The organism is Bacillus sp. JJ1532, assembly GCF_036965085.1.
Lineage (GTDB): Bacteria > Bacillota > Bacilli > Bacillales > Cytobacillaceae > Cytobacillus.
In genome coordinates this window covers 922-24,099 of record NZ_JBALOW010000047.1, presented here as the reverse complement: position 1 = coordinate 24,099, position 23,178 = coordinate 922, and the positions used below count along the sequence as shown (strand labels likewise).

The following is a 23,178-nucleotide window of genomic DNA, read 5'->3' as shown; positions in this document are numbered from 1 at the left end:
AAGAATAATACTTTTCTATAATATGTCATGATAAACTAGTATATAAAATAATACTTAAAGAGAGGCTCAAAATGATAAAAGCAGTTTTTTTCGATTTAGATGATACACTACTTTGGGATCAAAAAAGCGTGAAGGAAGCCTTTGCAGCAACTTGTAAAATGGCAGGGGATCGTTATGGATTGGACCATAACCAGTTTGAAGCTGCTGTTCGAGAGGAAGCAAGAAATCTTTACTCTTCCTATGAAACTTATGACTTTACTCAAATGATCGGAATCAATCCTTTTGAAGGACTATGGGGGAACTTTTTAGATGATCATGAAGATTTTAGAAAAATGAAAGAGATTGTTCCTGGTTATCGGAAAGATGCATGGACAAGAGGGTTAAAAAGGATGGGTGTCGATGATCCAGACTTTGGGTTTGAATTGGCGGAACTTTTCCCACAGGCGCGACGTAAATCTCCGTTTGTCTATGAAGAGACCTTTCAAGTTTTAGACCAGTTAAAAGGAAACTACAAACTCCTATTACTTACAAACGGTTCCCCTGATTTACAAAACACGAAATTAACGATTACACCTGAAATAGCCCCTTATTTTGACCAAATTGTCATTTCAGGGATGTTTGGAAGAGGGAAGCCAGATCCTTCTATTTTTGAACATGCTCTATCTCTAATGTCGCTGCAAAAAGATGAAGTCATAATGGTAGGGGATAATCTGATGACAGATATTCTTGGCGCCAATCGTGCTGGCATACAGTCTGTTTGGATAAATAGGGAGGATAAAGAACGAAATGAGGTTATTCCTACCTATGAAATCCGTCATTTGGAGGAGCTTTTTCAAATATTAAATGACATACAATGAACATAGGCATTTTTATCAAAGAGTTCAAGAAAGCGCTGATTTGCAAGATCATCAGCGCTTTTCAGAAAAAAATTAAGATGCCTTATTGGCAGGAGCAAAACGTTTTCGGATTCCTCCAACGATTAACAGCAATATAGGGATTCCAACCATATTTATCGGTAATGCATACTTCACCCAATATTTTTTTACATATTCGGCCCCAAATAACGTAATGGTTGGCTGAAAAATCGCTAAAACAAATGTCACGATTGCGACAAACCAAATGGCCTTTTTCCAATCCTTTATTTTTAGTAATTGCGCTGTTCCATAGCTTGCCGCAAAAAAGTATACAGATAGCTTAATAAAAACACTTAGAATCCAAATTAGAACCGCAACAATCTCCAAATTTTGAATAAATTTCATAATGGAAATAAAGCGGACCATATCTATAGCTGGGAACAATAGTTTTTGCGAGATGTGAGGGCCGAATACCATCAATACACTGATTGTCGCCGTGCTCACGAAGAAACCAGAGATGATGATCCCCCATACTGCCCTGGATGGACCTTTCTTTGGTTCATCCATAAAAGCAACAAGCATCATCATAATAACAGACTCGCCAAGAAATGAAAGTGGGGATAAGGACCCTTTTATGATTTGGATAAATCCGGTGTCAGAATAAATGGGTAATATTTTCTGAATATCAAAATTGGGTATCGTAAAAAAAACTAGTCCAGTTACCATGAGAAGAACGAGAGGCCCAAATACTTCACTGCAGCGTGCGATTCCTTCAATTCCTCCAATATTGGTGACGTAAATAATGACAATCAGCATCGTTACAATAAGCGACCACGATGGGGTACTAGGTAATAGGATGGTAATGGTAAACTGTGCAAACTCCCCTAGAATATTACCAATAACCGAATACCATTGAATAAAATAACATAAGACAATAGTTGTCCCAATCCATTTGCCCAAAATTTGTTTACAGAATTCAATCAAGGTTTGTTTTGGATAAAACAGTGCTACCCTTGTAGCTATCAAAACAATCACGATGCCTAATATTATGCTGATAATCGCGGAAATCCATGCATCTTGTTTTGCATCAATGATCGTTGGATTCACTGCCAGTAGAAGCATATTGCCTGTTTGAAAGGTGAATATTATCCAAAAAATTTGCAAACCAGTAATTTTCATTTATGAATCTCACTTTCTTTTAGCAAGATAGATGGGCCAGTCATGCCAATCCGCTTGATTTCAAAATTTGTTGTTACTATAATTTCAGCTTCTGAAAAATGCCTATCCCAATCCTTGCTTAACTCCTTCCATTGACGAGGATATTTTTTATGAATTTCTTCACCAAATCCAAAAATATCCTGACCGTATTTATGTTGGACTTTCTTTATCGTTTTAAGTGCTCTTTTTTCTTCTGTCTTTTCAAATACCTTTCTCATCTTATGAACATTTTTCGGTTCATTTAGATCTAAATGTGTATTGTTTTCGAGAATGGCTCCTTCCCCAGTCAATTTCACAGTAATTTTTATTTTATTGTCTCTTCCCAATTTTGTTACAATTTCACTATTTATTTTAGTTAAGATTAGACTTGCATTCCCATCTTCATATGGATTGGTAATAGTTATTTTTCTTAACACTCCTTTAATCCAAAGAAAGGCCCTGTTTTCCACATTATTTAAATAGCCAACTAATTTTATGTCTTTATTAAAAACAGCTAAACCTCCTATTTTCAAAACATCATTTGAAGAACTTTCTCCACCTGAAGATTTTCCCGTTTGAACTTTTGTGAGCTCTATAACTGGAAGAGATGGTCGAATACCATCGCTGATAGCTGCAATTAAAAAGTTTACTAAAGCAATGTCACCTCTTCCTCCGTATTCCTCATGCCCTTTAATGGCAGCAACAGCAGGAGGCTTTTCTAGTGGATCAGAAATATTGAGTGCTTCTAGTGCTGTGGCCTCTTTGACGACAAATATATCCGTCCGTAAACTTACATCAGATCCACGGGTAAGTGCATCCAGTTGATGCTTGACTCCTAACTTGGCAAATTCCTCCCCAAAAAATATAACACTTCTATGACCTACGAAGGCTTGTCTTGATAGCTTTTCCTGCATAACTTGTGTAGCATCGTTAACATTTTTTCCTTCTGCCGATATTGTAAAAGACTCATTTCCGCCCGCACTGCTGCCACTTTGAGATTGCATATTGGAAGGGATGACGATTTGGCCGCTAAGCTGAATGTTTTTTTTCTTTCCGAGATCCCATCCTGTTGCGAGCCATATAGCCCTTTCGTTTAATTCCTTGCGATCCCAGCAGCCGGTGGTGAGAACTAAGAACATGCAAATATGAATTATGATTATGCATTTTTTGATCATTTTTCTTCCCTGCCTTGACCAGGATTTGGTCTTTGTCCAAATGGAATTCGCATTTTATTCACACCGCTCGTAAATGGCGGTCGATAATTATAAGCCCATTTAGGCACCCTGATAATTACATCCTTCAAGCCTGAAAAAATCTGTGGAGCAAAAGGACTAAAATAAGGAACACCGAAGGAACGGAGAGTTACGAGATGAATTGTAATCGCAATTAATCCCAATACAACCCCATATAAACCGAAAATTCCTGACAAAATTAATAAGGCAAACCGGATCATCCGAAAAGCAGTTCCGAAATTGTAGCGAGGAATGGCAAAAGAGGCAATTCCTGTCGTTGCTACAACGATTACCATCGGGGAGGAAACAATACCTGCCTGTACGGCTGCCTGACCGATGACGAGCGCCCCAACAATACTGACCGCTGAACCGACTGGCTTTGGAAGCCGAATACCCGCTTCACGAAGTCCTTCAAAAACCAATTCCATAATTAAGGCTTCAATAATGGCAGGGAATGGCACTCCTTCTCTTGCAGCTGCAACACTTATGAGCAAAGTAGTCGGTATTAATCCAGGATGATAGGTTGTCAGGGCTACATAGATGGAAGGTAGGAATTGAGAAATATTTAATAAAATAAAGCGAATAATTCGAATAAAGGTTGTATAAATAAAGCGTTCGTAATAGTCTTCAGTTGCCTGCATGCCTGCCCAAAATGTCATTGGAATGATGAGTACAAATGGGGTGTTATCAACAAAAATGGCCACTCGTCCTTCTAACAGATTTGCAGTTACGACATCTGGTCTCTCCGTATTTTGGATTTGCGGGAATGGAGAAAAAGGGAAGTCTTCAATAAATTCTTCAATAAACTCAGAATCTAATATTCCATCAATTTGAATTCGCTCTATCCTTTTCCGTGCTTCTTCAATTAAAGAGTCTGGGGCAATCCCCTCAATATAAGCAATCGCGATATCAGTCTTAGAATATTCTCCCAAAGTAAACGGCTCGAATTTAAGCTTTGGACTTCTAATTCTCCTGCGGATAAGGGAGGTGTTTGTCCTTATTGTTTCTGTAAATCCATCCCTTGGGCCACGAATAACTACCTCTGTCTGCGGTTCTTCGATTCCTCTTTTTTCAAAGCCTTTCAAATCAGCAATTAATCCTTTTGTTTCTCCATCTACAATAACGCCAACATTCGCCTTTAAAACCTCGTCAACAAGATCCTTAAGAGTGGATACATTTTTTACCTGTGCACTTGAAAATAACTGTTGTTCGATCACTTTTCCTATTGATTGAGGCTCAGCCGAACCTTTAGGTGGGCCTTCAAACATTAAAGGCTTTAGAAAAACCTCTTCCAGACTTTTGGTATCAATTAAACCATCAATGTAAACAAGTAATATTTTTATTTCATTGAACACATAAATAGGTCGCAGGACAAAATCTGAACAATTTTGAAAAATCTCTTTTAAGGCACTTTCATTTGCTGAAAGGTCAGGACTTAATTTTTCAGATTGGTCAATGGAAGGCTCCGGTAATTTCTCTTTTATAAAGTCAAATAATTTTTTCCTATTTTTCAGCTTAACCAAGATAAATGAGCCTCCCATAAATTCTTAAGTATATTTTTCCAATTAAATGGATTAGTATACGCATTGTGGTTTTTTTTAGGATGCAAAAAGAGAGATACTCATTCCCATATCCATTAAGGTTCTGTCCCATAGAAAATAAAGGTATAATAAATAATGGATTCGTGAACGAGGGAAATACTTTTAACGAAAAAGGGGCATATTCAATGAAATCATATATTGTCATAGGGGCAGGCATTTTAGGTTCATCCACTGCCTACCATCTCGCAAAAGCAGGTGCAGAAGTCATATTGGTTGATCGCCAAGACCGCGGACAAGCCACCGATGCTGCAGCAGGAATTGTTTGCCCTTGGCTTTCACAAAGACGAAATCAAGCATGGTACAAGCTGGCTAAGAACGGGGCAAAATATTATCCTTCTCTAATAAAACAATTGGAAGCAGATGGGGAAACCGAAACTGGCTATAAAAAGATAGGAGCCATTAGCATCCATACAGACGAAGATAAACTAGAAAAAATGGAGGAAAGAGCGTTCAAACGTCTTGAGAGCGCACCAGAAATAGGAGAAATTACAAAATTATCTCCTGATGAAACAAATAAGCGATTTCCTCCTTTGGCAGGGGAGTATTCTTCATTATATATAAGCGGTGCAGCAAGGGTAAATGGCAGAGCGCTCTGCCAATCCTTAATAAATGCTGCTAAAAAGCACGGAGCTTTGTATATGCATGGAAATGCAGTCATACAATTTAATGAAAAAATAGTGACTGGAGTAACGGTGAATGGGGAAACATTTCTCGCAGATCACGTTATCGTAACGGCAGGTGCGTGGGCTAAAGAATTAATGCAGCCTCTTGGTGTAAACTTTTTAGTTTCTCCCCAAAAAGCGCAAATCATTCATCTCCATTTGGCAAAATCAGATACGAGTGAATGGCCCGTCATCATGCCACCAAATAACCAATATATCTTAGCATTTGATGGAGGCAGAGTGGTGATTGGAGCCACACATGAGGATGACAAAGGCTTTGACCTCCGGGTAACAGCAGGCGGACAAAATGAAATATTTAGCAAAGCAATTGCCGTTGCCCCAGGTTTAAGCAATAGTGAGGTGCTTGAAACTAGGGTTGGCTTTCGGCCGTTCACACCTGGATTTCTTCCAGTGATAGGGGCATTGCCGAATTATAAGGGAATATTAATTGCTAATGGCCTTGGCGCATCAGGTTTAACTGTAGGACCTTATTTGGGTGCTGAACTAGCAAAGCTTGCCCTTGGCCAACCATTAGAAATTGACCTTTCTCTTTATGATGTTGCTGAAGCGATAGGCAAGTAAATTGTGCTAACATCTAAATAGTTTGAAAATCCTTCTATAAATTTTTCATACTATTACCAGCATCGACATTCCTCTTATAGAACATATTAAAAGTGGAAAGCCGCAAATTGCTTTTCAATTTTTTATAGAGGAAGTGCTTGGATTTGAATAAATGGATGATAGCGCTTTTAAATACAAGGATATTACAAAATGCATTTGGCAGAAAACGAAGTAACCGCGGAATAATTTGGGCAACATTACTGGGTCTAGGAGCAAGTGCTGCAGCATACGGATTAAATAGAAATCGCAATAAAAATATGAATAACCCACTTCAAAATGTTATGAATACGATGCAAACCCCTTTTAAGGGGCAAATTCCTAAAGCGGCTTTAGCAGAGTTTGCAAAAGAATTAGCACCTGATAATTTAACTAACAAATAGTATTCCTATTCAATGAAAATGCCCACTTTACTGTGGGCATTTTCATATTCAAAATCGAAATAAACTATGGACGAGCAAAGAAATTTACACAACGAGCAGTTTTATCAATAAGGATACTCATTAAAGTACCTAAGAGGGCACTTCCAATAATATCGGAAGGATAATGATGCCCAACCCAAATTCGAGAGAGGCCCGTCAAAATAGATAAAATCCACATGATTGAACCAATGAAACGTTCATAAAGAAAAATTGAAGTTGAAATTGCGAACACTAGCAAGGTATGTTTGCTGGGAAAAGATGAATCCAATTTGGCGGGAATAAGAATTCCAACTCTGCGTTTTACAAATGGACGTTGTTTAAAATAAAACAGCTTAATTAACATGTTCAATAACAATGAAATCCCTGCAGATATCAGTGCATTACGAGATGCAATTTTGTTGGAATAATTTCTAAACCACATAAAAATCAAAATTAAAATAAACAAATAACGAATTCTATTTGATATCAATATCATAAGCAGATCAATTGGATAACAGCGGCCAGAAAGCTGATTGATTGACTTTAATATCTTGAAATCCATAAAGCAAATCTCCCTATATTTAGATACTAATAAAATCCCCTTCTTCTCAAAAAATATGTAAACTCCGCTAATTCGTCAGTCGGCACCGCTACACCTTTTCTTTGGAAAAACCTCACTAATTGAAGTTTCACCTTAATTCTTAAAGTTGGAAAAGCAATATTATTCTATTTTTTACATATATATGACTAGGACTTTTAGCATTGAAATCCAAATGTAGAAATACGTGGAGGTGAATAAAGTGTCCGGAGGGCAAAGGGTTTTATTTTACCTGCTTTCTTTTTTTATTCCGATCGTGGGGATTATTTTAGGAATTGTTTGGATGAATGATCAAGATTTTGACAAAAAAAGTGTCGGAAAAAAATGTTTGCTCATAAGTATCATTTCGATTGTTCTTAGCTGTGTATGCTGGTTTGCATTATCTGCATTTTCCATGCTGCCAGCATTTTACACCTATTAATTATATGTAAGGCTGACCCCTTAAAATCTTGCATTCAACCACCCTTTCCTTAATAGTATCTTCTCAAAAAGGTCAGCCCCTTCCTTCAAAATGGGGGTTGTATATGTTCTCAAGTATAGAAAAATTCACGTTCTTCATAGGAAAAGCCATCTGTCATCAGCTTCCTGTACGTTCATTCCAGATGGAGGGGCATTACTTACCTGTCTGTGCTCGAGATACAGGAATTTATCTGGGCATTTTTAGTTCGCTCATGTTTATCACTGTGCTGAAAAGGTATAAGAATATAACCATTCCTAATAAAAAAAATAGCTTTTTCCTATTAATTCTCCTATTGCCATTAGTAGTTGACGGGTTCGGATCTTACTTAGGTGTTTATTCAACAAATAACTTTATTCGTGTCACAACTGGAATCTTATTTGGAAGTACGTTACCTTTTTTTCTTATCCCTATTATTTCTAATTATTCTTCGGAAAAAAAGGCCATCCCTATCATAAAAAATATCCGTGAAATGTTTATTCCCCTCTCATTAGCAGGAGCTTTTGTTAACCTGGCTTTCCATTCCCTTGTATCTTTTGCGATCCTTCAATTGTTAATTATCAGTACACTTTTTATATGGATTTCATTATTCTTTTATCTATTATTTAGGCGTCTTGAGAATCACTTTTTATCAATTAGCTTATCAATAGCCAGCAGTTTAATGGTACTTAGTGTCATGTCCTATACACATAGTATAATTCGTCCTTTGTATTTACAAAATCTATTTTAGATTGAAGGTGCTTTAAACATGATGCTAGTTTTTTTCACAGCTACTATGAATACCGTTTCAAAAGATTTTCCAAATGTAAAAAACATACTTAAAAGCTTGCCATGGTGGGGGTACCTTATTATATTGGGTATTTTAGTTTTGACTATATATTTGCCTATTCATATTAAAGCTTTAAAGAAGCGTCAAATAGCAACTATACCTGATCCCATAACAAAAACAAATTTACCTTTTATCGTTATTCCTGGTAATGCCCAGCATATCGGAAGCCGCTCTGAGCAGCAGGATTCATTTGCGTTCACAGATATTCATGATCAGCCATTCATGAATAAGTATGGAGTTCTCGCGGTTTTAGCTGATGGAATGGGTGGATTTATAGGTGGAAAGGAAGCTAGTTTCCTTGCAGTACAAACTTTTGTCAAACATTATCAGGAATCCAATGAAATAGACTCTATACCGGACAAATTAGTATCTGCAGTTCAAGAGGCGAATAAATCTGTTAAAGCATTTGCCAAACAAAATGGGTTAGAAAGAGGAGTCGGGACAACACTAATTGCTGCCGTTGTTTTCAAGAATCAATTGTACTGGTTATCTGTTGGAGATAGCCGAATTTATTTGTACCAAAATCATACTGTAAAGCAGCTGACTACGGATCATATTTATGCTAAAGAGCTGGAGGAAAAAGCAGCTTCTGGTCAAATCTCCCGGCAGGAGGCAGAAAATGATCCTCAAAGAGAAAGTTTAACGAGTTTTCTAGGTTTAGAGGAAATCGAGGAGCTCGATGTTTCATTAGACCCGATTCCGCTAGAAAGGGGGAACTCCATTATCCTCTGCAGCGATGGTCTTTATGGATCTGTTTCAAATGAGGAGATGATGGATGTATGCAGTTCCTTATTAACACAAGAAGCAGCAGATAGATTAATTGAGTTGGTGCTAAAGAAACAAAAGCCTCATCAAGATAATGCGACCGTAGCCATTTTGACTTTAGGACAGATTTAAAGGGAAGAGGGGATGGAAATGCCAAAAATGAATAAGCGGAATAGCTCCTTTCATAGGACTTTAATTACTTTCCTATGTTCCATTGTTATACTGTTTTTCTATTCTCATGCAGCAATTGCGGAATCTAGATCGATCGATGAGCTTAGAAACAGTGTAGTAAGGATTCTTTGCTATGGTTCAGATGGAGGCTTATATACAGGAACTGGCTTTGCTGTTGGCAATTCAGAGCCTGTCCGTCATATCGTCACTAACTATCATGTTGTAGAACCAAATTTAAATGGTGTCACGATTCTCCTTTCAAAGGAGGACCAAATTGAAGCGACTGTTATCGCTTATGACAAAATTAAGGACTTGGCTATATTAGAATTGTCGCAGGATCTATTTAAACGGCCTCCTATGGAGTTAGGAAAGAGTGATGAGGTAAAAGCAAGCCAAGAGGTATATGCCTTAGGCTTCCCTGGAGATGCAGATTTAATCGATGATACTCCATCTGGTGAACCTAATGATGTAACGATCACGAAAGGAATTATCAGTAAAATATCTACCCAAGGCGGCAGGGGAATCTTGCAAATTGACGTCAATATTAATCCTGGAAATTCTGGTGGTCCGCTCCTAAATGTAAATGGTCAAGTAATCGGGATTAATACATTTGGAGTTACTAGTGCTTCTGGGATAAATGGAGCCGTCCAAATCGAAGAATTGATTCCAATGCTAGAATCTAGAGGAATTAACTATTTAACTGCCAGTAATCCGATTGTCGAAGTAATAGTTGACGATACTGAAGAAAAATCTACAGCTATATGGTGGATAATCGGAATAGCTGCAGCAGGTTTACTTTTCTTATTTATTATCATTGCCGTGATCATTTTAATGACAAGGAAAAAAGGAAATAAACCTGGAAAAGCAGCACCTTCTGTTCCTATTATACCTTCCTCTCCAAGTTCAGTGCCAAAATTAAAGGGACTTTCTGGTTATTTTGCCGGCCAAACAATTGAATTAAATGGGACTCATTTATCAATTGGACGGGATGCAAAGCAATGCCAGTTTGTTTATCCTCATAATTCTGAAGAGATTAGCAGGAAGCATTGTACGATCCGATATGATCATTATAATCAGACGTTCATGATTGAGGATCACAGTTCTAATGGGACATATCTTGTATCAGGTGAACGGATTCCCCAAGGGAAAATAACTCAATTGCGTTCAGGTGATCGCTTTTATTTAACCTCGAAGGAAAATATGTTTGAAGTAAGCTGGGAGATTAAATAATGCAGTATAGCTCAGCTTCAATATCAAATAAAGGCGGAAGGGAAGTTAACCAAGATTTCATTGGTTTTAATGAGTTGGAAAACGGTGGATGCTGGGTAGTTGCTGACGGACTTGGCGGATATCAGGCTGGGGAGGTTGCATCAAGACTTGCGGTAGAAACTATTTTACAAGAATCCCAGATGAGAAATGATATTCAATGGCTAAAGGAAGGCATTGAACAAACACAAAAGGTTATCCGCAAACATCTACTATTAGAAACAAATGCAAAACCAATGAGAACGACCGTCGTTGTCCTATTATGTAAAAATAGTTTTGCCACATGGGCACATGTAGGAGATTCCCGTCTATATATGATCAGGAATGGAAAGGTAATGGTACAAACAAAGGATCATAGTGTATGCCAAGCTCTTGTCAATGCAGGAGAAATAACAGCCGACCAAATTCGCTTTCACGAGGATCGGAACCGGTTATTTCGAGTGTTAGGGTCAGAAGGAGCTGTCAAAGCAACTTTTCCTGAAAATGAAATAACCGTTTATCCTGGGGATTCCTTCTTGCTATGTTCTGATGGGTTTTGGGAATATATCACAGAAGAAGAAATGGAGAATACTAGGCTAATATGTTCAACTCCTTCAGACTGGCTTCAATTAATGGAGATTAATCTAAAGGGGCGTACTCTCGAAAACAATGATAATTACAGCGCCATTGCTGTGTTTGTAAGTGAATAATTTGTCAGAATGAGGTGAAGGGATGGCGGATATTAATCATCTTTGTTTAGGGTGTATGGGAGATAAGGGATCCGATCATATATGCCCCCACTGTGGCTGGGTTACAGAGTCGGCCGCAGAAGCACCACAGCATTTACCGCCTGGAACGATTCTGCATGAGAAATACCTTTTGGGGAGAGTTCTTGGACATGGAGGTTTTGGCATAACGTATTTAGCATGGGATTTAAATCTCGATATGAAGCTTGCCATTAAAGAATATATGCCTCGGGATTTTGCAACAAGATCTCCTGGGCATACGATGGTATCCGTATTCTCAGGCAGTCTTAATTCTCATTTTGAGCATGGCTTGAATAAGTTTTTAGATGAGGCAAAAACTTTGGCTCAATATAATAATCATCCTGGAATTGTTGGAGTACGGGATTTCTTTAGAGAGAATGGAACCGCCTATTTAGTTATGTACTATTTAGAAGGTGTCGATTTCAAGCAGTACCTAGAAATGCAGGGAGGAAAAGTCCCTTATCAAACTGCCCTTATGATCATGATGCCTGTTATGGATGCATTAAGGGAGGTTCACCGGTCAGAGACACTTCATCGGGATATTAGTCCGGATAATATTTACATTACCGCCGAAGGTCAAGTTAAAGTACTGGATTTTGGAGCGGCTCGCCACGCCATAACAGAATTTAGTAAAAGCATTTCCGTTATATTAAAGCCTGGATATGCACCAGAAGAACAATACCGAAGTAAAGGAAAACAAGGACCTTGGACAGATGTATATGCAACGGCTGCTACATTTTATCGCGCCATTGCTGGTCATGTACCACCTGAATCTCTTGATCGGTTAGAAGAGGATGCTATCATTCCACCATCTAAGCTTGGTATTGATATTCCGGCAAAAGCAGAAGCCGCACTGATGAAGGCATTATCTGTAAAGTCAACAGACCGCTTCCAGTCAATGGAAGAATTTCAGCAGGAGCTGCTTGAGAATTTACATGAATCAGCGCCCGTTTCGAATAAAACGAATGAAATCAATAGTAAAGGACCAGTTAAGCAGGTAACGAAGGCGACAGTTTCCCAGCATCAAGAATCGGCAAAGAAAACGGGAATTTCAAAATGGGTTTGGATTGGCGGAGGAGCGGCGGTTGCGATCCTTTTGTTTGCTGGTATTTTTGCTGCAACCATCCTATTCGGTGCAAAAGCGGGAAAAGAAATAGTGAAAACGAAGGATGCCCCAGTAGCCGTCAATAAAACTCAGGAAGCCCCTAAACCCGTTACCAAACAAGTAACTGTTCCAAATATTATGGATATCCGCGAGGAAGAAGCAAAGGAACTATTAGCAAAAGAAGGATTAAAGTTCGGTAATGTCACTTATGTTGAAAGTTTATTCCTCGAAAAAGGATGGGTAATAAAGCAATCTATTAACCCCGACCAAAAGGTAAATGAAAACGATTTAGTCCACCTAGAAGTTAGTAAGGGAATAGATCTGCCAGTCGATGAAGAAACCATAAAAATTAAGAAGCTTTCAATTGTAAATGAATATTGGGATAAAGGCTATAACCTAGATATGAAAAATGAACAGGAGGATGCGCTAAGACATTATATTCAAGCTAGGGATATGGCAAAGGTTCTTTATGAAGTGAATGAATATGATTTTGATGCCCTATATTCGATAGGCGTATTATATAGAAATATTTCTCTTATCAAAAGTAATTTAGGTTATTACGAATATGCACTTAAAGATATAGAGGAAAGTGTGGATATACTAGAGGAATTGCTTGAAGATGATCCTGTTTTTCAAGATGATTATGTTGAGTTAGCAAACTCTTACGGGATGTTGTCCTATATTCAATTATTAAATAAAATGTCTGACGATGCGATCGAATCAGCAGAAGTGGCGCTCGAGCTCGATCCGGGCAATATTGAGTTTAAAGCGAATCTTGCCCATGCCTATTTATTTTCTAATCAATTTAATGCGGCATTAGCCCTTTATTCTTCACATCAAGATGAAATAATTTTGGAAAATAAATCGTTTAAGGATTTTGTTTTAGCAGATTTTAAATATTTTAAAGAGAATAATCTGACACATCCCGATATGGAAAAGATTGAAGATATGTATAATAACCAAGGAACAGACGTTTACTCTGATGATTTGGAAATCGAAATCACCATTTACGCTAATGGGTTTGCGTTTGAGGATGAGGATGTAGAGACCTATTTAAGTACCATTGATCCAAGTTCAGCAGGCCTTACAAAGCAGAGCATTACTAGTTTCTTTGAAACCTATGACGAGATCCAAGCAACAATTGAAAGTATTGAAGTTTTAGAGATACAAGGAGAGACTGCAAAAGCAAAAGTAGTTCAAACCTTGACTTACACGGACGGTACGCAAAATTTCGAGGCGAAAAGCACATTAATTCATAGCTTTATTCGTTCAGACGGCATTTTTAAGTGGCTTATTTCCGCAACTGAGGTAGAAGGGGGATAGGATCGTGAAAAGGTGTATAAATGGTCATTATTATGATGAAGCCAAACATAGTTTATGTCCTCATTGTGGGGTCAATATTGATTTAAATCTTGGGATGACAATGCCGATGAGGCAGCCTGATGGAAATGACCCTTCCAAAACTCAGGCAAAGATCCCAAATGAAAATGCTGAATTAGGCAAGACCGTAGCCAAGATACGAAATGATATTCGAAATACCCCTGTTCCACCTAACCAACAGGATGGAAAAACGGTAGCTGTTTTCCGCAAGCAAATGGGGATTGATCCAGTAGTTGGTTGGTTAGTGTGTGTAGAGGGACCTGATAAAGGCAAGGATTTTCGGATAAGAAGTGAACGAAACTTTATCGGCCGATCTGATAAAATGGATATTTGTATTGCAGGGGATGAAGCAATTTCTAGAGAGAATCATGCCATTGTCAGCTTTAGTCCAAAAAAACGTCAGTTCCGAGTGTACCCTGGTGAATCACGGGGACTTGTCTATTTAAATGACGAAGAGGTCATAACAGCTGACGAACTGAAACCATATGACGTCATTGAGCTTGGGAAAACAAAGCTAATGTTTATTCCTTTTTGTGGGGAAAGGTTTGTTTGGGATTAAGATATGAAATCATTAAATCGAAAAGGCTGAAATTAATATTATATTTTAAATGAGGCGCATTCCTGCTTTAGAAAAGTAATCAGGATAGCGCCTTTTGTGTTGGTTATTCCTTTAATTGAGACAAAGACACATCCTGCTCATTTGCTGGATCATCCAGGGGGTAAATTCTTGCGGTATCATCTTCATTTACATGCTGAATATAAACTTGCTTGCCGTTATACGTAACTTTATGTATCTCTGGTGATTCTGATATTTGTTTTGCACGCTGCTTATTCATTTTTTCCCTCCTGTCTTTGACTGCCAAGTATAATGTTTCCTATTTAGCGGGGAAAATACAGCCTTAACCGTATGAATATTAATATTTTTAATTATTCAATCAAATAATCGTCTTAAACCATTTACTTGTAGCTATTTTTGTGAAATATTATTTAAAGGTAACATCTTTGACGAAAGCTTAGGAGGTATTAGTATGAAAAAAAATAAATTAGTCATCGTTGGCGTTGGGCATGTTGGATCATACGTTTTAGCCGATGCTATGAAGCTTGGCCTTTTTTCTGAAATTGCTGTTATTGATAGTAGAGAGGAAGTTGCTTTTGGCGAAGCATTAGACCAATCTCACGCAACTGCCCTTACATATATGTCCAACACGACAGTTCGTTCAGGTGATTATTCAGAATGTGCAGACGCAGATGTTATTATTTGTGCCGCTGGTCCAAGTGTCCTGAAAACTGATGAGGATGCAATGCCAGACCGGGCATTGTTGGCTGAAAAGAATGCAGAGGTTATTCGAGAGGTAATGACTGGGATAACTAAGTATACGAAGGAAGCCATTGTGATAATGATTACAAATCCATTAGATACAATGGTTTATATTGCTGAAAATGAATTTGGCTATCCGAAGGGTCGTGTCTTTGGAACTGGGACGATGCTTGATTCTGCACGTTTATGCTATGTCGTTGCTTCGAATTACAATATTGATCCAAAAAGTGTAACAGGATATATGATGGGTGAGCACGGCCATACAGCCTTCCCTGTTTTTAGCCGCTTAAATGTGAAAGGGTTTGGAGAAGGTGAATTGGATCAAGTTTTTGATGGAAAAGAACCTTTAAACAGAGAGAAAATGGGTCAGCAGGTCGTTAAAGAAGCATTTGCTGTTTTAAATAATAAAGGGTGGACAAATGCAGGAGTGGCCCAGGCCGCAATTACATTAGCAAAAGCCATCATGCTTGATGAACGTAGTGTATATCCAGTTTCCACAACCTTACATGGGCAATATGGCTATGATGGAGATGTTGCACTAAGCATGCCATGTGTAATTGGGCGAAATGGCGTGGAAAAGCAATTAGAAATTAAATTGGACGAGCAGGAAACTGAGTGGCTGCATAAATCAGCAAAGTATATTCAGGATACGATGATAGTGGCTAAGACTGGCAAGGACTATTTGTAATGTAATTGTTCCCATCTCTGAAGGTGGGGACTTTTTAATATATTAAAAGATTAATAACAAGAACACTTGTTTGTGTAATATGTATAAGAGACTAGAAAATTATTTAAGGAGGGAGAGCATTGCCAAGAAAACCCGGGTGATTGAAAGTGAAGAATTAATCCCTAGCTCATCTATGCCTTTAAAGAAAGAGACGTTGTAATTGAAGATAATAATACTGATTATCTCTGTGAATAGAAAGTAGACGGGATTAGACTAATTGTTTCCAAACGGAAGGGGAAATTAAAGTTTTATACAAGGCATAATGATTGCAGTTCCCCAGTCAAAATGAGCTGATGCTTAAGGAACTTAGGTATTGTTTAAATAATATTTGTAAATGAGAGGTGTAGAAACCTCTCTTTTTTTATAGAAAACATTTGTTTTATAAGCTTATTCAAGTCTATCTTTATGTCTATCCTATCTAAATGGAGCTGAATATTTTGGAAAATAAAAGCAAACCTATTACTACTTCTGATGAATATGATTTTCTATTTTTTCCTAAAGGAGAAGGGTTAGCAAAAGAAAAAGAAAGGAAAGGTACCTTATGTCAATTTCTTTGACGTAAAAGGGCAACTCTTATGTAGATTGACACAAAGTTACCTACTAGGTTGCTAACGCCACAGCATTCGGTAAACCTTCTTAATCTGTACATAAGTTGCGCCATTTGTTGCTACAAGATAACAAGCTGAAATAAATGATGTACCAAAGCTAAGACGACCTGGACATTCTTCCATTGAAACGATTTATACTCATATTAGAAACGAGGATCTAAAAACAGCAATTAATAAATTCAATATGCCAATAGATTAATGAGCAGCAAGTGCGGGAATAACAGAGGTTTACACGATATTTAGTAATTTTTTGTCATAGTTTCAGTATCTTTTTGTACATGCTTCCCTCAAGTGTTCTACTCTTTTTAAATCCAATATGCTTGTTCTTACGTAATTTTCCCCCGTTTAATTAATTACATTTATATTATTGAACAAAAACATCTAGTGGGTCTAGAGAAACCTTTTGTCAGCTAACTAAAAATGTAAAAGGGATGAAAAAAAGTTTCTTATAAGAAAAAAAAGTAAGATTGCCACAATTCCATGAGTTTATTTGTTGTCGTAGTAAATACTATTTTAAAAAAGGAGATCGGAATATGAAAAAAACATTCGACACTAAAGTCTTAGGGGTTTTAGAAGACAAAATCCAATTAATTAAGACCAATAAACGTGCTATTTATTTAGTTGGTCCGATTAGGCTTCCTGTTAATTTATATGGAGATACTGTTGTTTTCCATTGGTATTGCTGGCTGAATTGTGATGAGGTAACGGAGGATTTTGAAAGGATTATTGATAAATTATCTTCTGTAAACCTAGCCGAGCTACAACAATCCAGCGTCCTAGTCTATGGTGATTTTGAATATGACGATAATGCTATTATTAGATTGCATTCTATCTGTCATACGGGCGATATTTTTGGTAGTAAGAGATGTGATTGTGGTTTCCAATTAAAGCAATCCATGAAAATGATTTCAGAACACGGGAATGGTGCTTTATTTTATCTAGCTAACCATGAGGGAAGAGGAATTGGCTTATTTAGTAAGGCGATGGCTTACATTTTACAAGAGAATGGTTATGACACTGTTGAAGCCAATGAGGCACTTGGTTTTGTTGATGACTCTAGAAATTATGGAGATGCAATTCTTGTCCTTAAAGCATTACGCACAAAACCTGTTACACTTATAACCAACAACCCTAAAAAACTTCAAGCATTAAAAACAGCAGGTCTTGAGGTTTCAGGTAGAGAATCTATTTGGGGGGATATTTCGGAATATAACGAGAAGTATTTGAAGACAAAAGTTAATAAGTCTGGTCATATTGAAGAGAAAGGGACTTGTTGTAATGATTAACAATGATTTAAGTGGAATTCGTCTAAATAAATGAATAAGCGTTGAAAGAGGTAAGAAGGACATCTGTTTTGTATAAATCACAAAACCCAATCAGAGTTGGTTGGGTTCTACTTGCTGTTTTTATAACTAGGTATATAAATTTTTATAACTTGAATTGCTAATTATTTTAATCGTTAAGCAGCCCACCAGTTCATCGATAAAAACCATAGCTTTTAATTTAGCTACGGTTTTTTTATTCTTTATAAACCCAAAATTAGTTAAATAGGCGAAAATTCTAATGTCAAAATTTCAAACAATCAGTAAGTGTTTCATTAATTGTATTACTTCAACTTCTTCTACGACAATTACGGGTGCAAATTACATAAAAAATTCTTCAACTCATTTAAACTATCATCTACTTTCTATTATAAAAAACGATATGATGGAATCAATATTAGAAAATGTGCCACACTTAAGTCTTGTAAATAGATGGATTGTACAATTAAACTGCTTCTGCTTACGGGCCTTCGTAACCAGGCCATTACCAAATTGAAAGTGGGAAACATTAATTTGGAAGAGGGTTTGATTATTTACAATCAAAAAATTAAGAATTCGAAAAACAAGATGCAGGTGTTGCCACTTCCACCTCTTTTATTGCAAGAACTACGGAAACACGTAGAAGAAATGAAACTGAATGATGACGATCCACTTAGTTATGTGATTAAGGGTTACCCGCTTAAAAATAAGCAGTTGAATGCTGCGGTCAATAAAGTGAATGAATTTCTGAATTGGAAAGGAGAAGAGAGGATAACTCCTCATGGTTTTCGATATACGATTGCCACACTCTTAGATGAACAAGGAATGTCAGTCGAAACCATCAATTGGACACAGCTCTTGGGCCAACGTTGAACTTTATCTTAGAACACATAAACGAAAAATCCAACAGATCAAAGAGGAATTGACCAAAATTGAATTAGAATTAGAACAAAGTGTTACAGAAGAAAAGGGTGATTTCCCATCCATAGACCACGAGGAAATGGGGAAGAGAGGTAATAATGATTTATTAGCAGGACTCCCATTTTCAGAAGACTTTATTTTAGAACTTTCGAAGTCAAATCCAAAATTATTAGAAAGCTGATGATAGAGCATTACAAACATCAAAACATTAAATAACGGCCATAACAAATCTTCTATGACAGAATAAAACGACAGATTAATTTCTGTCGTTTTTTCATCAATAATTAATTATATTATAACCACAAATTTGTTTTTTTCTGTTCAACTTCTATATGAGTGTACTTACTAGTCCTAGCAAGGTTTTCATGCCCTATAAATCTGTATTTCTTTATTTTCTTGTAACAGTAAGGTAGTAAACGTATGCCTTAAATGATGCAATGAAAATCTATGTGAGGGCAATCCAGACCGATCTAAGGTTTCCTTGAATATTTTATGAAGTCCATGTGGGTTCTGCTGCTTATTATTCTTATTATAGAATATCGGTTCACTATAATAGTTTTGCTGTTCTGAAGGACGTTGTCTATACGCTTGAAACAAAGGTAAAACAATCTTGTGAAGGGGGAGGAGGCGTTCTTTTTTCCCTTTCCCTCGAACTAAAATCGTATTGTTGTCTAAATCGACTTGCTCCCATATTAAATCCACTAATTCTTGTCGTCTCATCCCTGTTGCAGCTAATAATTTAAACATCAATTCATTTCTAATTGCCTGCGATCGCTGGTCTTGCTCCAAATAGGCAAATAATTTGTGAAGCTCCTGCAATGTCATGTATTTCGGTAACTTTTTATCGGATTTAGGCGCCTGGATTCCTGCTGTGAAGTCAGACTTCATGTAGTTTTCTTTTAAACAGTATTGGCTGAATGATTTCAGGCAAGATAGACGCCTTTGCAAGGTTCTTGGCTTGATGCCATGGTTGATGACCTGGTCTTGAACAAAACGGCGTACACTGGACGAAGTAAGTTCATCTAAGTTCAATGAACGGTCGTTAGCCGTTAAAAATTCACCATAGAGCTTAAATCGAAAGCGTAACTTTTAAGGGTGTTCACGGAATAACTTTTCTCGACTTCCAAATACATGAGATAATCATCCGCAGCTTGAACGTAATTCATAATTTTCTAACCTCCTGGTAGTTATGCGGTCGATCCCTGAGAATTATGTTCGAAACCATTAATTATGAGAACTAGCCGACTTATAGAAAGAACCCTGAGAGTTATCGGTCGCAAAAATGAATATTATAGTCAACTTGCGAAAAAATAGGGGACGATAAAGAATCTTATCGGAACTTGAGAGCACAAGCCCTTGTTGTAATTATGTTTGTTTCTAGTTTACATAATATATATTATCGGAAGTTAAATGAATTTTGTCTCAATGTATAAGTATACTTAAGATAGTGAGACAAAAAGAAAAAAATTGTACGGTGAACCCAAGTTGTGTACATAAGTGATTTTTCGATTAATAATCCATAAAGTCAATTTTTTCTGCCTGTTTTTGTGAACCTAATCTACATACTTAAATTACAGCGAGTGAACTAAATTTGTGTACATACCGTATTTTGAAACAAAGTTGTATACATAAATCCCTATTTTCTTTACAGATCATTTTCCAATATTGCCCAAAACCACTAAATATAACTCAGATTACTTTTAAAGTTACCTTTCACTTCATATTCTATTCATCAAGTTTAAAAAAGAAAACACTGCATAAAGTCTTTCTGCTGCAGTGTTATTATTGTCCATTTTGTTTACAGCTGTACGCATTTCTTCATTAGTTAGATGAGTATAAATCATTGTGGTTTGAACCGATGCGTGCCCCAATTGACGCTTTAATTTTGGTATATCATTATTCTCGAAATGATAACGAGTAGCAAATGAATGTCTTAATTTATGAACAGTTAGTGCTGGTTTTCCAAATGCAATCGCATATTTCTCTACAAGCTTCTCAATAGATCGATCTGTAAGTCTCCTTGTTGTACCCTTTGGTCCCATTGTTGATGCAACTTTCCTTTTGAAGAAGTTTCAAGGCATCTATACCGTCTTTGGCTTGAAAAACCTTATAGCCTTGTTCGGATAAATGTATATTTACTAGGTTTAGAATATTGCTATCGTCATCAACGATTAGATTGCTTGTCATAAATGTTTCCTATTACTTAAATACCTACAACTTAAAAAATAGCCCTTCGTTTCCATAGTAAGGGCTACTGTTTATTTTTAACTATCATACTTTTTCTATCATTATTAAATGAATTTACTCTATACTTTGTAAAATTCGTCCATCAATCATTTTAATGATATTGTCTGCATAAGAGAGCATTTCTTCATCGTGCGTAACCATTAAAGTAGTTATATTTAATGTTTTCGTTAATTCTCTGATTAATGACATAACATCATTAGATCGTTTAGAATCTAAACTAGCGGTTGGTTCGTCTGCGAAGAGAATTTTAGGCTGGTGAATGATTGCACGAGCAATGGCTACTCTCTGTTTTTCCCCACCTGACAAAGAAGATGGATAAGCATTCTTCCGATGCTCCATCCCAACTAGTTGCAGAATTCTATTCACTTCTCTTTTTTGTTCCTGTTTCTTTAATTTCAATTCAGAAACATCTAGCATGAGCATTAGTTGTTCTTCTACGGTGAGAAAAGGAACTAGATGGGCAAATTGAAAGACAAAACCAAATTTACTTGCTCGTATTTTCCGAATTTGCTCTGAACCCATGGTAGTCATATTTTTGCCTTCGAATAGTATTTCTCCATGTGATGAAGGTTGAAGTCCTGCAGCTATTGTAAGTAGTGTACTTTTACCTGAACCTGATGCACCCACTAATGCTGTTATTTCCCCTTCTTTTAGAGAAAGGTTAATTCCCTTCAGTATTTCTTCCTTAACTTCCCCATTCGTAAACGTTTTTCTAACTTTATCAATTGTAAATATAGACATATTATATCTCTCCTTGTTGTATTGCTTGTAGTGGTTCAACCTTTTTAATTTGTATTCCTGAGAGTGTAGCTCCAATAAATCCAATAACTAGGAATACTAGAGTCAATTGTGCGGTTGTAACCATGGTTAAACTAAAAGGCATTCCTTCAGGAGCAACCATGTTAAAGACTTGACTAAGTGTAATAGAAAAAGCAAGTGAAGTTACTGTAATAAGAATCATTTGGGTCCACATCATTTTGAATAATTTACTTGTTTTTACACCAATTGCTTTTAAAATACCGTACAAACCAATCTTTTGAACGTTCATCATGTAGAAAAAGATAGCAAACAACATTCCACTTATGACAACCAAAAACCAAACAATCATATTTAAAGACATCTGTTCAGCGCTGTAACTTGAAATGGTATTTAGAAAATCTTTATTTGAAAATGATTGTAAGCCCGTAAATTCTTGAGAAGAGTCCTCTCCTGGTATGAAAATTAATTGCATTTCATCTACTCTATACATTTCTTTGTAGTTCTCTATATTAATAAAAGCGACAGGTGCATGGCTAAACTTCTCTTGTTCAACAAAACCTTTTACAATAAACTCACCACTTAATTGATTGTTCGTTAAAATATCTCCAACTTTGATCCCTTTATCCTTCATGGAGCTATCCAATATGATCTCTCCAGCTTGAACATCCGGAAACAATGTTGTCTGTGTTGAAGTAACAAAAGCAACGCTTTGTTGTTTATCATCCTTATCATTTAAAAAACCCATTTGAATAGATAGTGCTGTAGCATCTTTCTGATCATTCAACAATTTTTCTTGAATACTACTTTCTATTTTCGATAGATTATAGTTTTCGTCTGCCTTATCATTCATGTAAATTTGCCCGTCTGGTAAATTTTTTATTAATGCAGCATTGTCTTGTGATAATCCATTTGCTAAACCTGATATAATAAAAGTTAGTAAACTAACTAGAAATACAATGAAGCCTAATATTAAAAATCTTACTTTATTTTTCTTCATTTCTTTCCACGCAAGGTTCATTATTCATTCCTCCAATTTCTTATTTACATCCTTAGTTTATAATCCGTATATGAACAGAAGATGAACAAGAAATTACATTTAAAAATAAAGAAAGTTCAGGTGGAAGTTATCATTAATGAATGGTGTATTCGTTATCCTCATATCAATGGGTCTTGGAACATTAATGGTAATATTGTTAAACAACCTTACTGGATTTACTTGGCCAGACTATGTTGGCGGGCTATTTATAGCTGCTATTTTAAGAAATATCTTTGATTCTATGAATATATCAATAAGGTTTACAATCTATCGATATTATTGGTTCAATCGCATTGCGTTTAAGTACAACCTTTCACAAACACATACTATCATTACCATAAGTATTCAATTTTTCTTGATATTCTTACTCCATTAAATG

Annotated in this window: 24 protein-coding genes and 1 pseudogene; 15 read left to right on the top strand and 10 right to left on the bottom strand. The window is 36.6% G+C overall.

The features are described 5' to 3' along the window. Positions 1–71 precede the first annotated feature (71 nt). Positions 72–857: an HAD family hydrolase gene (locus V7122_RS17130; RefSeq protein ID WP_335354828.1), complete on the top strand. Its 786-nt coding sequence runs from the start codon at positions 72–74 to the stop codon at positions 855–857. Positions 858–929: 72 nt separating this feature from the next. Here V7122_RS17130 and V7122_RS17125 read toward each other — a convergent pair whose 3' ends face one another. The 3 genes from V7122_RS17125 to V7122_RS17115 are packed head-to-tail and all read right to left on the bottom strand — an operon-like array spanning position 930 to position 4,806. Beyond that, entirely contained in the window at positions 930–2,033 is a 1,104-nt protein-coding gene (locus V7122_RS17125) for a GerAB/ArcD/ProY family transporter (protein ID WP_335344086.1), read from the bottom strand. Continuing rightward, positions 2,030–3,226, bottom strand: coding sequence for a Ger(x)C family spore germination protein (locus tag V7122_RS17120; RefSeq protein WP_335354827.1), 1,197 nt, complete (start codon positions 3,224–3,226; stop codon positions 2,030–2,032). The genes V7122_RS17125 and V7122_RS17120 overlap by 4 nt, the downstream gene beginning before the upstream one ends. Continuing rightward, positions 3,223–4,806, bottom strand: a complete 1,584-nt coding sequence (locus V7122_RS17115; protein WP_335354826.1) for a spore germination protein — start codon at positions 4,804–4,806, stop codon at positions 3,223–3,225. The genes V7122_RS17120 and V7122_RS17115 overlap by 4 nt, the downstream gene beginning before the upstream one ends. 203 nt (positions 4,807–5,009) lie before the next feature. Here V7122_RS17115 and V7122_RS17110 point away from each other — a divergent pair, with 203 nt between their 5' ends. After that, positions 5,010–6,128, top strand: a complete 1,119-nt coding sequence (locus tag V7122_RS17110; protein WP_335527784.1) for an NAD(P)/FAD-dependent oxidoreductase — start codon at positions 5,010–5,012, stop codon at positions 6,126–6,128. Positions 6,129–6,271: 143 nt separating this feature from the next. Next, positions 6,272–6,547, top strand: a complete 276-nt coding sequence (locus V7122_RS17105; RefSeq protein ID WP_335354824.1) for a hypothetical protein — start codon at positions 6,272–6,274, stop codon at positions 6,545–6,547. 64 nt (positions 6,548–6,611) lie between these two features. Here V7122_RS17105 and V7122_RS17100 read toward each other — a convergent pair whose 3' ends face one another. Beyond that, positions 6,612–7,127, bottom strand: a complete 516-nt coding sequence (locus V7122_RS17100; RefSeq protein ID WP_335354823.1) for an undecaprenyl-diphosphatase — start codon at positions 7,125–7,127, stop codon at positions 6,612–6,614. 238 nt (positions 7,128–7,365) lie between these two features. On the opposite strand from V7122_RS17100, the gene V7122_RS17095 reads away from it, so the two are divergent. The 7 genes from V7122_RS17095 to V7122_RS17065 all read left to right on the top strand — a co-directional run bounded on the left by V7122_RS17095 (position 7,366) and on the right by V7122_RS17065 (position 14,441). Next, on the top strand, positions 7,366–7,584 hold the full coding sequence (locus tag V7122_RS17095; protein ID WP_335348501.1) for a hypothetical protein: 219 nt from the start codon (positions 7,366–7,368) through the stop codon (positions 7,582–7,584). A 103-nt stretch (positions 7,585–7,687) separates the two neighbouring features. Beyond that, complete coding sequence (locus V7122_RS17090) at positions 7,688–8,350, top strand: DUF2085 domain-containing protein (RefSeq protein WP_335484686.1); 663 nt, start codon at positions 7,688–7,690, stop codon at positions 8,348–8,350. A gap of 18 nt (positions 8,351–8,368) precedes the next feature. Continuing rightward, a complete protein-coding gene (locus V7122_RS17085; protein ID WP_335354821.1) occupies positions 8,369–9,346 on the top strand; it encodes a PP2C family protein-serine/threonine phosphatase in 978 nt (325 codons plus the stop codon). A gap of 18 nt (positions 9,347–9,364) precedes the next feature. Beyond that, positions 9,365–10,615, top strand: coding sequence for a trypsin-like peptidase domain-containing protein (locus V7122_RS17080; RefSeq protein ID WP_335527781.1), 1,251 nt, complete (start codon positions 9,365–9,367; stop codon positions 10,613–10,615). Next, the gene (locus V7122_RS17075; protein WP_335354819.1) at positions 10,615–11,340 is read left to right on the top strand and encodes a PP2C family protein-serine/threonine phosphatase; all 726 of its coding nucleotides are present in this window, start codon (positions 10,615–10,617) and stop codon (positions 11,338–11,340) included. The genes V7122_RS17080 and V7122_RS17075 overlap by 1 nt, the downstream gene beginning before the upstream one ends. 22 nt (positions 11,341–11,362) lie before the next feature. Then, on the top strand, positions 11,363–13,825 hold the full coding sequence (locus V7122_RS17070; RefSeq protein WP_335527778.1) for a protein kinase domain-containing protein: 2,463 nt from the start codon (positions 11,363–11,365) through the stop codon (positions 13,823–13,825). 4 nt (positions 13,826–13,829) lie between these two features. Further along, a complete protein-coding gene (locus V7122_RS17065) occupies positions 13,830–14,441 on the top strand; it encodes an FHA domain-containing protein (protein ID WP_335527775.1) in 612 nt (203 codons plus the stop codon). A 103-nt stretch (positions 14,442–14,544) separates the two neighbouring features. Here the strand turns inward: V7122_RS17065 and V7122_RS17060 are convergent, their stop codons facing one another. Next, positions 14,545–14,718 carry an H-type small acid-soluble spore protein gene (locus V7122_RS17060; protein ID WP_335354816.1) on the bottom strand — a complete coding sequence of 58 codons (174 nt, stop codon included), beginning with the start codon at positions 14,716–14,718 and terminating at the stop codon, positions 14,545–14,547. A gap of 192 nt (positions 14,719–14,910) precedes the next feature. Here V7122_RS17060 and V7122_RS17055 point away from each other — a divergent pair, with 192 nt between their 5' ends. The 4 genes from V7122_RS17055 to V7122_RS17035 all read left to right on the top strand — a co-directional run bounded on the left by V7122_RS17055 (position 14,911) and on the right by V7122_RS17035 (position 18,938). Then, on the top strand, positions 14,911–15,888 hold the full coding sequence (locus V7122_RS17055; RefSeq protein WP_335354815.1) for an L-lactate dehydrogenase: 978 nt from the start codon (positions 14,911–14,913) through the stop codon (positions 15,886–15,888). 1,180 nt (positions 15,889–17,068) lie between these two features. Next, the gene (locus tag V7122_RS17045) at positions 17,069–17,821 is read left to right on the top strand and encodes a GTP cyclohydrolase II (RefSeq protein WP_335345823.1); all 753 of its coding nucleotides are present in this window, start codon (positions 17,069–17,071) and stop codon (positions 17,819–17,821) included. Between the two features lie 468 nt (positions 17,822–18,289). Next, positions 18,290–18,709, top strand: a complete 420-nt coding sequence (locus tag V7122_RS17040; protein ID WP_335527771.1) for a site-specific integrase — start codon at positions 18,290–18,292, stop codon at positions 18,707–18,709. A gap of 49 nt (positions 18,710–18,758) precedes the next feature. Continuing rightward, positions 18,759–18,938 (top strand): hypothetical protein, encoded by a 180-nt coding sequence (locus tag V7122_RS17035; RefSeq protein ID WP_335345825.1) that lies wholly within the window; start codon positions 18,759–18,761, stop codon positions 18,936–18,938. A 182-nt stretch (positions 18,939–19,120) separates the two neighbouring features. Here V7122_RS17035 and V7122_RS17030 read toward each other — a convergent pair whose 3' ends face one another. The 5 genes and pseudogenes from V7122_RS17030 to V7122_RS17010 all read right to left on the bottom strand — a co-directional run bounded on the left by V7122_RS17030 (position 19,121) and on the right by V7122_RS17010 (position 22,781). Then, complete coding sequence (locus tag V7122_RS17030; protein WP_335527767.1) at positions 19,121–19,789, bottom strand: tyrosine-type recombinase/integrase; 669 nt, start codon at positions 19,787–19,789, stop codon at positions 19,121–19,123. 17 nt (positions 19,790–19,806) lie between these two features. After that, positions 19,807–19,890 carry a hypothetical protein gene (locus V7122_RS25805; RefSeq protein ID WP_335348131.1) on the bottom strand — a complete coding sequence of 28 codons (84 nt, stop codon included), beginning with the start codon at positions 19,888–19,890 and terminating at the stop codon, positions 19,807–19,809. A 585-nt stretch (positions 19,891–20,475) separates the two neighbouring features. Then, positions 20,476–20,799 (bottom strand): annotated as a pseudogene (locus V7122_RS17025) (tyrosine-type recombinase/integrase); the annotation flags it as partial. 259 nt (positions 20,800–21,058) lie between these two features. Further along, positions 21,059–21,745 carry an ABC transporter ATP-binding protein gene (locus tag V7122_RS17015; protein WP_335527765.1) on the bottom strand — a complete coding sequence of 229 codons (687 nt, stop codon included), beginning with the start codon at positions 21,743–21,745 and terminating at the stop codon, positions 21,059–21,061. Between the two features lies 1 nt (position 21,746). Beyond that, a complete protein-coding gene (locus V7122_RS17010; RefSeq protein WP_335527762.1) occupies positions 21,747–22,781 on the bottom strand; it encodes an ABC transporter permease in 1,035 nt (344 codons plus the stop codon). 115 nt (positions 22,782–22,896) lie between these two features. On the opposite strand from V7122_RS17010, the gene V7122_RS25800 reads away from it, so the two are divergent. Further along, entirely contained in the window at positions 22,897–23,175 is a 279-nt protein-coding gene (locus tag V7122_RS25800) for a hypothetical protein (RefSeq protein ID WP_438824793.1), read from the top strand. The last annotated feature ends 3 nt before the right edge of the window (positions 23,176–23,178 follow it).